The organism is Actinokineospora alba, assembly GCF_004362515.1.
Lineage (GTDB): Bacteria > Actinomycetota > Actinomycetes > Mycobacteriales > Pseudonocardiaceae > Actinokineospora > Actinokineospora alba.
Genome location: NZ_SNXU01000001.1, coordinates 92,487 through 105,508 on the forward strand (window position 1 = coordinate 92,487; position 13,022 = coordinate 105,508).

Here is a 13,022-nt window from a genome sequence, read left to right on the forward strand (position 1 = left end):
GGCCGTCGATCACCCTATCGAGTAAGTCGATACCCGACGAGTTCCAGATGGAGGTCAAAACCGAGCGCGGTGAACATGCGCTCCGAGGCGTCGTTGCCCAAGGAGATCACCGCGGCGGCCTGCGGGCGGACACCGTGGTCGGCAGCCAGTTTGCGGAGCAACGCGCGGACCAAGCCGCGGCCCGTTCCCGCCGCGCGCATCTCGGGGTCGACGGCGACATAGTCGACGTAGAGCTCCTCCTGTTGGACGAACCCGGCGGCGTAGCCGAGCAGCCCGGTCGCACCCGTCGCGACGACCACCGTGTGGCCGCGGGCGCCGTCGACCAACTGCTCACCGGTGACCGACCGGTTGGGGAAACACCGCTCATGCAGGTCGATCACCCGCTGCCGGGTCTCCTCGTCGGTGCCGAGCGGTCGCGTGGTGTCAGCGTCGTCTACCGCGGAGACGAGAACCGGCCGCAGATCGTCCCCGGTCAGGGTGAACACCCGGCTGGTGCCGCAGGTGGTGAAGCCGTGGCGGGCGGCGAAGTCGCCGAGCCTGCGGTTGAGGCGGTGCCCGTAGAGCTCCAGGTCGCCGATGCCCGCCAGGCGCGGCACGGCCATCGCGTGCTCGAGCAGTTCGTCGGCCGCGTTGTGCCAGCACTGGCGGGCGGCCGGGTGATCAGCGGGGACGTCCACGAACGGCCCGTGCAGCCAGCCGCGCCCGACCACCGGGTCGGCGTCGACACTGAGGACCCCGCATGGCTGGTCGTCGCCGTCGACCGCGAGGACCGCGCCGGAGGCCCAGTCGGGCGCGAAGCCGCCCAGTTCCTCGGCGACCTGCGCCTGCGTCACCCCGTGATAGCCGACGTGGTGGGCCGAGTCGGCCTGCAAGCGGACTACCAGCGCGACGACCGCGGGCAGGTCGGCGGGCCGGGCGGGGCGAATGGCATACATGCCCAAAATGGTGAACGTTCAGGCCACGCCGACGCGACTGGATTTCGTTCGGAACACACCGCTACCGGTTATGCCCGCACAGTGACAACCTGGGAAAACTTGTCAGATCTTGGAACGATCCCGTTATTCCGGCGCGTCTCAATCGGACCATACTTTCCCCCACCTCCGGCGTGGCCGTCACAGTCGTGACCGGGTCGGCGATTTCATAGCGGAATCCACAGTGTTCAGATCAGAAGGGCCGCAATCCGATGGCTAATTTCGACGCAAAGCAGGTCACCCCGATCGAGTGGGCAGGCATCGGCGCAGGCGCGCTCGCGTTCCTGGTCAGCTTCTTCCCCTGGTACTCCTTCTCCTGGGACGGCGCAGGCCTCGGCATCGGCGGCACCAGCGGCAGCGCCAGCGCGTGGACCATCGGCATCGGCGGCTGGGGCGCCGTCCTGCTCCTGGTGGCCGCCGCGGTGATCATCCTGCTGCCGCACCTGGGCACCGCCGTCCCGAACAAGGCGAGCCTGTGGCTGGGCTTCGCCGCGGGCGCCACGGTCATCATCCTGATCCGCTGGCTGACCCTGCCCGACGACGGCGGCCTCGGTGAGCTGGGCGGCCTCGCGGGCGGCGGCTTCTCCTCCGGCGCGGGCTTCGGCCTGATCATCGGCCTGATCGCGGCCATCGTCTCCGGCGTTGCGGCGTTCCTGACCTTCCAGGGCGCCAAGAAGGCCACAGCGTAATCCCGCACTGACAGCGAAGCCCCGATCGCGCACGCGATCGGGGCTTCGTCGTGTCTCAGGCGGCCGGGTCTTCCTCGGTCGACTCCTCGATCGCCGCGTCCCGGTCGGTGCGCTGCAGGCGCTGGGAGATGACCTGGGTGATGCCGTCGCCGCGCATGCTGACGCCGTAGAGGGCGTCGGCGATCTCCATGGTGGCCTTCTGGTGGGTGATGATGATCAGCTGCGAGCTGGACCGCAGCTGTTCCAGCAACCCGATGAGGCGCCGCATGTTCGTGTCGTCGAGCGCGGCCTCGACCTCGTCCATCACATAGAACGGCGAGGGGCGGGCGCGGAAGATCGCGACCAGCATGGCCACCGCCACCAGCGACTTCTCGCCGCCGGAGAGCAGGGAGAGCCGCTTGACCTTCTTGCCCGGCGGGCGCGCTTCGACGTCGACGCCGGTGGTCAGCATGTCGTCGGGGTCGGTGAGGATCATCCGGCCCTCGCCGCCCGGGAACAGCACGTTGAACACGATCTCGAACTCGCGGGCGACGTCGGCGTAGGCCGAGGTGAAGACCTCCAGGATCTTCTCGTCGACGTCCTTGATCACCGTGAGCAAGTCGCGGCGGGTGTCCTTGAGGTCTTCGAGCTGCGTGGAGAGGAACTTGTAGCGCTCCTCCAGCGCCGCGAACTCCTCCAGCGCCAGCGGGTTGACCTTGCCCAGCAGCGCCAGGTCGCGCTCGGCGCGCTTGGCCCGGCGGGCCTGGGTGTCACGGTCGTACGGCGACGGCGGCGGCATGGAGACGTCCTCGCCGCGTTCCTTGGCCTGCTCGTACTCGGCCAGCTCGGCCGGGCTCGGCGGCACCGGGACGTTCGGGCCGTACTCGGCGACCAGGTCGTCGAGGCCGATGCCGAACTGCTCGGCGATGCGCGTCTCCAGCTGTTCGAGCCGCAGTCGCTGCTCGGCGCGCAGCACCTCGTCACGGTGCACGGCGTCGGTCAGCTTCTCCAGTTCGCCCGCCAGCTCGCGGACCTTGGCGCGCACCTCGGCGAGCACCCGCTCGCGTTCGGCACGCTGCCCCTGCACGACGTCGCGTTCCTCGGCGGCGCGGCGCAGCGACCCGGCGATGCGCTGCAGCGCCAGTTCACCGCCCTCGACGACAGCCTGGGCGACGACGGCGCCGCGCTTGCGGGCGGCCATCGCGCGGGTCGCGCGTTCGCGGGCCTCACGCTCGGCGCGGGCGGCCCGGCGCAGGCCGTCGGCCTTGCCCTGCAGCGCGCGGTGGCGTTCCTCGGCGGTGCGCAGCACGAGCCGCGCTTCCATCTCCTCTTGGCGCGCGGTGGCCAGCTCGGCGGTGTACTCGTCGCGCTCTGCGGAGTCGGGTTCGTCCTCGACTTCCTGCTCCTGCACGACCGCGAGACGTTCCTCCAGGTCGGCGAGCTTGAGCAGGGACTCCTCGCGCGCCTGCTCGACCTTGGCCCGCTGCGAGGTGGCCCGCTCGACCTCGGCCTGCGCGGCCCGCAGGGCCTGACGCAGCCGGTTGAGCCGCTCGGAAGACCGAGCCGCCCGCACCCGCGCCTCGTTCATCGCTTCCTTGACCGCGCCGACCTCGGCGCGCCGGGCCTGCTGCTCGGCGCGCGCGCCCTCAAGCGCGGCGGCGGAGCCTTCCAGCGACCGCTCGGTGGCGGCGAGCTTGGCGTTGGCCTCGTCGACGGCGGCCTGCACCTCGATGACGCTCTGCGCCCGCTCGGACCCGCCGACGGCCCAGTGCGCGCCCAGCACGTCGCCCTCGGGCGTGACCGCCCGCAGCTCGGGGTATTCGGTGACCAACGCCTGCGCGGCGGGCAGGCCGTCGACCACGGCCAGCTTGTCGAGCGCGCGGTGCACGGCGGGCAGCAAGGCCTCCGGCGCGCGCACCAGATCGACGGCCCACCGCGCCCCCGGGGGCAGCGTTGGCCAGGACGAGCGGTTCGAGGTGTACGCCGGTCCACCGACCAGCATCCCCGCGCGACCCGCGTCACCCGCGCGCAGCATCCGCAGGGCGGCGACAGCGCCTTCCGGGTCGGCCACAGCGACCGCGTCGGCCACCGGCCCCAGGGCGGCGGCGAGCGCGGCCTCGGCACCCGGTTCGACGGTCAGCAGCGCGGCGACGGACCCGAGCAGGCCCGGCAGCCGGTCGCTCGCGGCGAGCAGTGCGCCCGCGCCGTCCTTGCGGGCCAGACCCATCGACAGCGCGTCGACCCTGGCCTTCCATGAAGCGATCTCGCGCTCGGCGTCGCGCTCGGCCTTGACCAGTTCCTCGACCCGGGCCTTCGCCGCGTCGTTGGCCTGCACGGCGCGCTGGTGGCGCTCCTCGAGTCCGGCGTCGTCGCCTTCCTCGGTGCCGGTGGCGGCCTCGCCCTCGGCGAGTTCCTGCGCGGCGAACTCGGCGCGGTCACTGGCGTCGGCCAGAACGGTCGACAGCCGCTCGATCTCGTCGGCGGTGGCGTTGGTGTTGCTCCGCAACGCCTCGACCTGGCCCGCCAGCCGGGCCAGGCCCTCGCGGCGGTCGGCGATGGCACGCACGGCGGCCATGTGGGCCTTCTCCGCGGTCCGCACGAGCTGCTCCAGCTCGCCGCGCCGCTCGGTGGACTCGGCCAGCGTGTAGCGGGCCTCCGCGACGGCCTCGAACAGCTCGGCCTCGCGCATCGCGGTGTGCTCGGCCTCTTCTTCCATCTCGTCCGGGTCGCGACCACCGCGCGGCGCCTCGACCGACGCCGACAGGTGGCGCGCGCGCTCCACGGCGAGCCGGACAGTGCCGCGCAGCCGCTCCTCAAGTGCGGAGAGCCGATACCAGGTCTCCTGGGCGGCGGCCAGCATCGGCGCGTCCACCGCGAGCTGGTCCTCCAGCTCGGTCTGGCGGGACTGGTAGATCTCCAAAGCCTGCTCGACCTCGGAGCGCTTGCGCCGCGCGCTGGCCTCGTCGGCCTCCTCGCGGGCGATGTCCTCGCGCTGGTTCACCAGGTCGTCGGCGTGCAGGCGCAGGCGTGCGTCGCGCAGTTCGGACTGCACGCTCTGCGCCCGGCGGGCGATCTCGGCCTGCTTGCCCAGCGGCTTGAGCTGGCGGCGCAGCTCGGCGGTGAGGTCGTTGAGGCGGGTCAGGTTGGCCTGCATCGCGTCGAGCTTGCGCAGCGCCTTTTCCTTGCGCTTGCGGTGCTTGAGGACGCCCGCGGCCTCCTCGATGAACCCGCGGCGCTCCTCGGGCTTGGACTCCAGGATCGCCGAGAGCTGGCCCTGCCCGACGATGACGTGCATCTCGCGGCCGATGCCGGAGTCCGACAGCAGCTCCTGCACGTCCATCAGGCGGCAGCCGTTGCCGTTGATCTCGTACTCGCTGGCCCCGTCGCGGAACATCCGGCGCGTGATGGAGACCTCGGAGTACTCGATCGGCAGCATGCCGGAGGAGTTGTCGATCGTCAGCGTGACCTCGGCGCGGCCCAGCGGCGCGCGGCCAGAGGTGCCGGCGAAGATGACGTCCTCCATCTTGCCGCCGCGCAGGCCCTTGGCGCTGCCCTCGCCCATGACCCAGCGCAGCGCGTCGAGGACGTTGGACTTGCCCGACCCGTTGGGTCCGACGACACAGGTGATCCCCGGCTCGAATTTCAGCGTCGTCGCCGAGGCGAAGGACTTGAAGCCCTTCAGCGTCAGGCTCTTGAGGTGCACGAAACCGGCCCTTCCGAGTGCTGTATCCGGGAGAGACTACCTGCGGATACACGGCCACTCGGGGAGGCGGGGCCGTTTGGCCGCATGTCAGGCCGGGGCGGGCACCGTGACCAGCACCTTGTCGTCGTCGGTCACGACCTCGACCCGGGCGATCCGGGCAAGGTCGAACGAGGTGCTGCCGGGGATGGTCTCACCAGGCTCGAAGGTGGTCGACCACCAGCCCGCGACCTGCCTGCCGCCGTCGCGGTCGCGCACCACGAGCTTGCACGGCTTGCCCGCGGGCACGTCGCGCAGTGTGATCCTCACCTCGGTGCCCCACGCGTGGCCGGTCAGCGCCACCTCGGCGCCCACCCCGCTGGCCGTGTCCTTCGCCGACCAGCTGACCGCCGTCGGCTCGGGCTCGCGCTGGTTCTGCGCCAGGACCGCCGTGCCCGCACCCAGGGCGACCACGATGACCACGGCCGCGGCGAGCGGCCACTGCCGCCTAGGACCGCGCTTGCGGCGGAGCGGGATCGGCTCGGCGAGCGGCACCGGCTCGGGTTCGGGCAGGTCGGGCTGGTCCTCGTAGTCCTCGGGGGTGATCCGGTGCAGCAGACCCGGCAGCGGCGCCATGCGCAGCAGTTCGGCCTTGCAGGAGGCGCAGCCCGCGAGGTGCGCCTCGAACTCGGCCCGGTCGGCCGGGTCGAGGGCGCCGAGGACGTAGGCGCCGACGGAGGTCAGCAGCATGCAGCTCACGGCTCGGTCACCCCTCGTTCCTCCAGGGCATCGCGCAGGGCCCGCAGCGCGTAGAACGTGCGGGACTTGACGGTGCCTGCCGGGATGCCGAGGACCTTGGCGGCCTCGGCGACGGTCCGCCTGCGGTAGAACAGCTGGCCGATGACCTCACGGTGGTCCTTCGACAGGGCACGCATGGCCTCGGCGACCTGCCAGCCTTGCAGGACCTGCTCGAAGTCGTCGGTCGGGCGGGCCCAGTCGGTCTCGATGGGCACCTCCGCGACCCGGGCGCTCTGCTTGCGGTAGCCGGAGATCACCAGGTTCTTCGCCACGGTGTAGAGCCACGGGCCCGCGTGGTCGACCTGGAGCCGGTCCGCGTGGCGCCAGGCGCGCAGCAGGGTCTCCTGGACGATGTCCTCGGCCCGCTGGTGGTCGTTGCCGACCGCGCGCAGGACGTAGCTGTGCAACGGCCGCCGGTAGCGGTCGTACAGCTCGCGGACGAGGTGCTCGTCCTGTCCCGGGTCGTCACCCACCTAAGTGCCTACGCGTGCGGTTCGGGATCGGTTCACCGGTCACCGTTCGACGAACCCCTCGATCGTCCCCTTCGCCGGTCCCCACTGCTCGACCACGGCGTCGACGCTGCCAGGGGCCTGGCCGGACTGCAGTGCCTGGAGAAGTCGGTCGCACTCGTCGCGCGCGCCTTCGGCCACGACCTCGACCCGGCCGTCGGCGGTGTTGCGGGCCCACCCCGACAACCCGAGTTCGAGCGCGCGGCTGCGGGTCCACCACCGGAAACCGACGCCCTGGACACGGCCGCGCACCCACGCGGTCAAACGGACGGGATCAGCACGGTTCTCAGGCTGTGACACACCGTCATCCTGCCGCACGGACCGGCCATTCACCGAGAGTGAGAAAACATACGCACGGGTAGTAGGCCTTGCCCGAGATGGTATTTTTTCGCGCCGTCACGGCCGACGAACCGGCTCGCTCGCGAGTCAGGGAGAGTGGACCTGCATGTCCGAGTCAGCAGACCGGGTCGAAGTGTCACCAGTGGACGACGAAACGCCAGGTCTCCGCCGCGCGCCCTACGCGATCCTGGGTGTGTCGGGCGTCGTCGTGGCGACCGTTTTCGCCGCGGTCGCGGCCTTCGCCTCCAACGAGAGCGACGACGCGGGCCCGATCGCGCCCGCCGCGCCCGTGACGGCCACTTCCGTCAGGCCCACGACGACCAGCTCCGTGTCCATGACGTCCTCGGAGGTGCCGTCGTCGACGACGGAGAGCACCACCACGACGACCGAGTCGACCACCTCGAGCACGACGACAACCACGACGAAGCGCGGGACCAGGCCGACCACCACCACTACGACGCCGCCGCGTCCGGTGACCACGACGCCACCGACGACACCGCCGAAGACGACGCCACCGACCACACCGCCTACGACGCCACCCACCACGCCGCCAACCACAACGGAGCCAACAACTCCGTAACAGAGAGTTTCGGAGTATTCACGTAGATCCACTCTTTGGTGGTACCTTCCGCGACCGTGACACACCGTCGTGGGCGTAGTGGACTAGTGCAGGCCGTTCTTGTCGCGCTCGCGGTCGGCGCGGGCACTGCCGGAGTCGTCACCCTTCTGGGGAGTTCGTCCAAGATCAACGAGAAACCCAGTCGGATCTCCCTGGACGTCCCCGCGACCTCGACGCCGTTCGATCCCACTCGACCGACGATGTCGGCGCCGCCGTCGGCGTCGGCGAGCGTGACCGGTATCTCCGCGCCACCGCCGTCCTCGGCCGTGGGCAGCATCGTCCCCTCGACCTCGGCAGGCGCGACACCGGGACAGCCCGACCCCGGCGGGCCCGGACCGGGCCAGCCGACCGGCGGCCCCGGCCCCACGACGACCCGCCCTCCGGTCACGACGACGGCGGCGCCCCCGCCGGTGGACAGCACCGTCGCGCCGAAGGTGCTCAACATCGTGAACAACTGGCGCCTGCAGTTCGGCTGCGCGCCGATCTCCCTGGACAGCAGGCTGAACCGCGCCTCGCAGAACCACAGCGCCGACATGGCCGCGAACAACTACTACTCGCACACCAGCCAGGACGGCCGCAGCTACATGGACCGCGCCTACGAACAGGGCTACTGGATGCCGGGCGGCGAGAACCTGGCCCGCGGCCCCCGCACCGCTGAGGAAGTCATGAACGCGTGGATGAACTCCTCCAGCAACCGCGCCAACATCCTCAACTGCAACCTGCGCACGATGGGTGTTGGCCTGGCGGGACCGGGCTACTACTGGACCCAGATGTTCGGCTACTGAGTGGAAGCAATACCCCAGATCGGTTCTACCGTTGCTTCGAACACTCACGGCAGGCGCGGACGGCGGATTCCGAAGCGCTGCTCACTCGGGACGCCCGGCGATATCGGACTATTTCCCACCGTGGAGCTCGTATCACCGAGCTAACAACCGGCGTACCTAGCCAAACAAAGGTGGGAGCGGGCCCCCGATGCCCGCTCCCACCTTCACTCCCGCACCCCGAGGCTCAGCCCGTCGGCGGGACGGCCGGTGTCGTGACCGGCGCCTTCGCCGGCGTGGACGGGCCCGTCGACGGCGGCACTGAAGTCGCCGTGGTCGACGGTGGTGCGGTCACCGTGGCCGAAGTCGACGGAATCATCGACGCGGACGGGGGCAGCGGCACGAACGGGAGGCCGGTCCGCTCGTCGCAAATGCCGTTGGTGTAGACGATTCGCGGCAGTGGGAAACGGTTCCGGTTGTCCGTGTGCTCACCACACGAGGGGTGGTAGACCGTGATCGGCCTGCCGTCCTCGTCGTAGAGGTAGAACTCCTCGATGGCCTTGCCGTCGGCGCCTACCGCGTACACATTGGACAGTGGGCTGCCGTTGTAATACAGGCCATTGCCCGAGTAGCCGCCGTAGTATGTCGGGCCACCGCTGCCGTTGTTCGACGCGGCCGCCACCGCCAGCGCGATGCCGCAGCCGACGACGAAAGCGTTGCCGGGCACCGTGACCGCCAGCAGCCGCCGGTCGGTCTTGACCCGGCCCGCCGTCCACAGCAGCACACCCGCCGCGACCAGGATCGCGACCGCGAAGACTGGTGCGCGGCTGATCACGGCGAGGAAAGCCAGTGCCAGCACCACGAACCGCAGGACCGTCCACGCGGGACGCAGCGAACGCAGGTACTCCACCGCCGCCGGCTGCAGCAGGTTCATTCCCGTCCGGACCGACCAGCGGTACTCCCGCAGCTCCTCGATGTCCGAGCGGCGGACGCGGCCGGTGAAGATGAGCCACGCCGCGGCCGCGAACAGCGGCAGGAACAGGAGCACCGCGACCAACGGGCTCTCCGAGCGTTCTCCGACCCCGGCGATGCCGACGATCAGGGCGACCAGCGTCGTGATCGCCAGCGCCCACAGGGCGAACCGGCCCGCGAGCTTGCGCGGAACCACCGGCACGGTCCGGCTCGGCGGCGGCGGGTAGCCACCCGTCGCACGCAGCTCGGCCGCGTAGTCCTCCGGTGTGCCAAGGCGTTCGACGGGCGAACCGTCCTCGCCGAAGACCTCGGTGACGTGCGGCTCGACGTCCTCCATCAGCTCGGTCAACTCGTCGGCGGGGAGGTCGGCCAGCGCCTTCCGCACCCGGGCGAGGTACTCGTCGAGCTCCAGGCGAGTGTCGCTGTTCACGCCGCCTTCCCCTTTCGCAGAATCCCGTCCAACGTCTCGGCGAACGCCCGCCAGGCTTGCTCGGTCTCGACCAGCCGGGCCCGGCCCAAGTCGTTGAGCCCGTAGTACTTGCGGTGCGGCCCCTCGTCGCTCGGCACCACATAGGAACTGAGGTACCCCGCCTTGTACAGCCGCCGCAGCGTTCCGTAGACCGAAGCGTCCCCGACTTCCTCGATGCCGCCGCCCCGCAGTCGTCTGAGAACGTCGTAGCCGTAGCCGTCCTCATCCCGCAGCACGGCGAGCACCGCGAGGTCCAGCACTCCCTTGAGCAGCTGGCTCGTATCCATGCACCCTCCCCGGTATCGCGCTAAGAGCACTATTGCGCATTACGCAGTACCGCGCAAGGTGGAAACTGGTGACAGCAACGTTCTACGGTGGTAGGGAGCACTCAAGGGAGAGGAAAGCCATGCCGATCCAGCTCAACCACACCATCGTGGCGGCCCGCGACAAGGCCGCCTCTGCCCAGTTCATGTCGGAGATCCTGGGACTGCCGAAGCCGTTTGCGTTCGGCCCGTTCCTTTGTGTCCAGACCGACAACGACGTCACGCTCGATTTCATCGACAGCGCCGAGGTGATCGCCACCCAGCACTACGCCTTCCTGGTGAGCGAGGACGAGTTCGACGTGATCTTCGATCGGATCAAGGACCGGAACCTGACCTACTGGGCCGACCCGCACCACCGACAGATCGGGGAGATCAACACCAACGACGGCGGCCGGGGCGTCTACTTCGACGACCCGGATGGGCACGCGCTGGAGATCCTCACCCGGCCGTACGGCAGCGGGTCATGAGCGGCGCTGGCAGCGCGGGCAGGAGAACGACGAGCGGTTCATGAACGGCTCGCGGCGGATCGGGCTGCCACAGCGGGGGCACGGCAGCCCCTCCTGCCCGTAGGCGGCCAGCGACCGGTCGAAGTAGCCGGACTGGCCGTTCACGTTGACGTACAAGGCGTCGAAGGACGTGCCGCCCGCGACGAGCGCCTCGGCCATCACGTCGGTGGCGGCGCCGATCAGCTCACGGGCTTTCGCCGCGGACAGCCGCTCCGTGGGCCGCGCCCAGTGCACGCGGGCGCGCCAGAGGGCTTCGTCGGCGTAGATGTTGCCGATGCCGGACACCACGGTCTGGTCCAGCAAAGCCCGCTTGACCTCGGTGCGCTTGGCGCGCAGCGCACGGACGGCGGCGTCGAGGTCGAACGCGGGGTCCATCGGGTCGCGGGCGATGTGCGCGACGGGCTCGGGCAGCGTGTCGCCGTCGACGACGACGGTGTCCTCGACGGACAGGCCACCGAAGGTGCGCTGGTCGACGAACCGCAGTTCCGGGCCGTCGTCGGCGAAGCGGACGCGGACCCGCAGGTGCTTCTCGTCGGGCGCCTCAGCGGACTGGACGAGCATCTGGCCGCTCATGCCGAGATGGGCCAGGACCGCCTCGCCTGAGCTCAGCTCGACCCACAGGTACTTGCCGCGGCGGCGCGCGGCGTCCAGGGAATGCCCCACGAGCCGGGACGCGAAGTCGATCGCGCCCGGGACGTGGCGGCGGATGGCACGGGGGTGCAGGACGTCGACCGAGGCGATCGTGCGACCGGTGACGTGGCGTTCCAGACCCCGGCGGACGACCTCGACCTCAGGCAGCTCGGGCACTCAGGACTCGTCGGACCGCTTGGCGTCGATCGACTCGGAAAGCTCGCGCCACGCCGCTTCCGCGGCCTTCTGCTCGGCTTCCTTCTTGGTCCGTCCGTCACCGTTGCCATAGCCCTGGCCGTTGACGACGACGATGGCCGTGAACTCCTTGCGGTGGTCCGGGCCTTCCTCGCGCACCCGGTACTCCGGCACGCCGAGGCCCGCGGACGCGGTGAGTTCCTGCAGGCTCGTCTTCCAGTCCAGCCCGGCTCCGCGAAGCGGCGCTTCGATGAGCAGCGGGTCGAACAGGCGGTGCACGACCTGGCGGGCCGTGTCGATGCCGTGCTGCAGGTAGACCGCGCCGATCACGGCTTCCATGCCGTCGGCGAGGATGCTCGCCTTGTCGCGGCCGCCGGTCAGCTCCTCACCCTTGCCGAGGAGCAGGTGCGCGCCGAGTCCGCCGTCGCCCAGACCGCGGGCGACACCGGCGAGGGCGTGCATGTTGACCACGCTGGCCCGCAGCTTCGCGAGCTGCCCCTCGGGCAGGTCGGGGTGGCGGCGGTAGAGGTGGTCGGTGACGACGAGGCCGAGGACCGCGTCGCCGAGGAACTCCAGGCGCTCGTTCGGCGGCAGGCCGCCGTTCTCGTACGCATACGAGCGGTGCGTCAGCGAGAGCACGAGCAGCTCGGCGTCCAAGTGGACGCCGAGCGCGTCGAGCAGCGTTGACGGGTCCGCTGTCGGACCTCGAGACGCCTTAGCCCCCATGGCGTGAACCTACGGTCACGCGGGCTGAACGACCTGGCGACCGTCGTACTGGCCGCAGGTCGGGCAGGCGATGTGCTGCGGCTTCGGGGCCCGGCAAGCCTTGTTCGAGCAGTTCACCAGGTGCACCGCAGTGGTCTTCCACTGCGACCGGCGCGAGCGGGTGTTCGAACGCGACATCTTCCGCTTGGGGACGGCCACGACTGAATCTCCTCTGAGCAAGCTGTGTGAGCAGGACGGACAGTTACAACGACGCTACAGACTGTGTTGTCTCAGCCATCATCCTGTTGGAACCGCTCTTGGAGCGCGGCCCATCGAGGATCAATGGTCTCATGCCTATGATTCGGGCCGAGTTCGGCCCACTTGCCACCACACTCCGTGCACAGCCCGGCACAGTCCGGGCTGCACAGCGGCACGTGCGGCAGTGCCAGGACGACCGCGTCGCGGACGACTGGCTCAAGATCGATGAGGTCGTCGACGAGGCGGCTGACCTCGTCTTCGTCGGTCGTCTCGACCGTCGCGCTCAGCGGGTAGGCGAAGAGCTCGGTGATGTCGACCTCGACCTCGTCGGTGATCGGGTCGAGACACCGGGAGCACTCCCCCGCGAGCGGCGCGGCGGCGACCCCGGAGACCAGGACACCCTCCACGACGGACTCCAGCAGGACGTCGAGATCGACATCGGCGCCCGCGGGCACGGCGATGACGCCTTCGAGCCCGATGGCGTAGTCGGCCTGGGCGGTGCGGTGGACCGGTCGCGAGGATCCGGGTCGCCTTCCCAGCTCACGGGTGTCGATGACCCACGGGCTGGTCAGGACCGGACGGGCCGGGCCTTTGCGCTTCTCGGACATGGTGGACTCGGT

15 protein-coding genes are annotated in these 13,022 nt (G+C 70.2%); 3 read left to right on the forward strand and 12 right to left on the reverse strand.

Going from position 1 to position 13,022, the window contains the following annotated elements:
- Nucleotides 1-14: 14 nt before the first annotated feature.
- A complete protein-coding gene (locus tag C8E96_RS00430) occupies nucleotides 15-935 on the reverse strand; it encodes a GNAT family N-acetyltransferase (RefSeq protein WP_091370917.1) in 921 nt (306 codons plus the stop codon).
- 248 nt (nucleotides 936-1,183) lie between these two features.
- Here C8E96_RS00430 and C8E96_RS00435 point away from each other — a divergent pair, with 248 nt between their 5' ends.
- The gene (locus tag C8E96_RS00435; protein WP_091370915.1) at nucleotides 1,184-1,660 is read left to right on the forward strand and encodes a hypothetical protein; all 477 of its coding nucleotides are present in this window, start codon (nucleotides 1,184-1,186) and stop codon (nucleotides 1,658-1,660) included.
- A 55-nt stretch (nucleotides 1,661-1,715) separates the two neighbouring features.
- Here the strand turns inward: C8E96_RS00435 and smc are convergent, their stop codons facing one another.
- The 5 genes from smc to C8E96_RS33675 all read right to left on the reverse strand — a co-directional run bounded on the left by smc (nucleotide 1,716) and on the right by C8E96_RS33675 (nucleotide 7,507).
- Nucleotides 1,716-5,342 (reverse strand): chromosome segregation protein SMC, encoded by a 3,627-nt coding sequence (gene smc / locus C8E96_RS00440; protein ID WP_091370914.1) that lies wholly within the window; start codon nucleotides 5,340-5,342, stop codon nucleotides 1,716-1,718.
- Between the two features lie 87 nt (nucleotides 5,343-5,429).
- Nucleotides 5,430-6,068: an anti-sigma factor family protein gene (locus tag C8E96_RS00445; RefSeq protein ID WP_228769730.1), complete on the reverse strand. Its 639-nt coding sequence runs from the start codon at nucleotides 6,066-6,068 to the stop codon at nucleotides 5,430-5,432.
- A 5-nt stretch (nucleotides 6,069-6,073) separates the two neighbouring features.
- The gene (locus C8E96_RS00450) at nucleotides 6,074-6,589 is read right to left on the reverse strand and encodes a sigma-70 family RNA polymerase sigma factor (RefSeq protein ID WP_091370910.1); all 516 of its coding nucleotides are present in this window, start codon (nucleotides 6,587-6,589) and stop codon (nucleotides 6,074-6,076) included.
- Nucleotides 6,590-6,628: 39 nt separating this feature from the next.
- On the reverse strand, nucleotides 6,629-6,925 hold the full coding sequence (locus tag C8E96_RS00455; protein WP_228769700.1) for an acylphosphatase: 297 nt from the start codon (nucleotides 6,923-6,925) through the stop codon (nucleotides 6,629-6,631).
- 216 nt (nucleotides 6,926-7,141) lie between these two features.
- Entirely contained in the window at nucleotides 7,142-7,507 is a 366-nt protein-coding gene (locus tag C8E96_RS33675; protein ID WP_176926722.1) for a hypothetical protein, read from the reverse strand.
- A gap of 93 nt (nucleotides 7,508-7,600) precedes the next feature.
- Here C8E96_RS33675 and C8E96_RS00465 point away from each other — a divergent pair, with 93 nt between their 5' ends.
- The gene (locus tag C8E96_RS00465) at nucleotides 7,601-8,368 is read left to right on the forward strand and encodes a CAP domain-containing protein (RefSeq protein ID WP_133794079.1); all 768 of its coding nucleotides are present in this window, start codon (nucleotides 7,601-7,603) and stop codon (nucleotides 8,366-8,368) included.
- Between the two features lie 223 nt (nucleotides 8,369-8,591).
- On the opposite strand, the gene C8E96_RS00470 is transcribed toward C8E96_RS00465, so the two are convergent.
- Together C8E96_RS00470 and C8E96_RS00475 are read right to left on the reverse strand one after the other, a co-directional pair.
- Nucleotides 8,592-9,746, reverse strand: coding sequence for a DUF1700 domain-containing protein (locus tag C8E96_RS00470; RefSeq protein ID WP_091370904.1), 1,155 nt, complete (start codon nucleotides 9,744-9,746; stop codon nucleotides 8,592-8,594).
- Nucleotides 9,743-10,072 (reverse strand): PadR family transcriptional regulator, encoded by a 330-nt coding sequence (locus C8E96_RS00475; RefSeq protein ID WP_091370902.1) that lies wholly within the window; start codon nucleotides 10,070-10,072, stop codon nucleotides 9,743-9,745. Before C8E96_RS00475 ends, C8E96_RS00470 begins: the two co-directional genes overlap by 4 nt.
- Before the next feature lie 119 nt (nucleotides 10,073-10,191).
- Here C8E96_RS00475 and C8E96_RS00480 point away from each other — a divergent pair, with 119 nt between their 5' ends.
- Nucleotides 10,192-10,575: a VOC family protein gene (locus tag C8E96_RS00480; protein WP_091370900.1), complete on the forward strand. Its 384-nt coding sequence runs from the start codon at nucleotides 10,192-10,194 to the stop codon at nucleotides 10,573-10,575.
- On the opposite strand, the gene mutM is transcribed toward C8E96_RS00480, so the two are convergent.
- The 4 genes from mutM to C8E96_RS00500 all read right to left on the reverse strand — a co-directional run bounded on the left by mutM (nucleotide 10,570) and on the right by C8E96_RS00500 (nucleotide 13,010).
- On the reverse strand, nucleotides 10,570-11,421 hold the full coding sequence (gene mutM / locus C8E96_RS00485; protein WP_091370899.1) for a bifunctional DNA-formamidopyrimidine glycosylase/DNA-(apurinic or apyrimidinic site) lyase: 852 nt from the start codon (nucleotides 11,419-11,421) through the stop codon (nucleotides 10,570-10,572). The genes C8E96_RS00480 and mutM overlap by 6 nt on opposite strands.
- Nucleotides 11,422-12,165 carry a ribonuclease III gene (gene rnc / locus C8E96_RS00490; RefSeq protein ID WP_091370897.1) on the reverse strand — a complete coding sequence of 248 codons (744 nt, stop codon included), beginning with the start codon at nucleotides 12,163-12,165 and terminating at the stop codon, nucleotides 11,422-11,424. It lies immediately after the preceding gene.
- A gap of 15 nt (nucleotides 12,166-12,180) precedes the next feature.
- Nucleotides 12,181-12,363, reverse strand: coding sequence for a 50S ribosomal protein L32 (gene rpmF / locus C8E96_RS00495; RefSeq protein ID WP_091370894.1), 183 nt, complete (start codon nucleotides 12,361-12,363; stop codon nucleotides 12,181-12,183).
- Between the two features lie 71 nt (nucleotides 12,364-12,434).
- On the reverse strand, nucleotides 12,435-13,010 hold the full coding sequence (locus tag C8E96_RS00500; RefSeq protein WP_091371406.1) for a YceD family protein: 576 nt from the start codon (nucleotides 13,008-13,010) through the stop codon (nucleotides 12,435-12,437).
- Nucleotides 13,011-13,022: the final 12 nt, after the last annotated feature.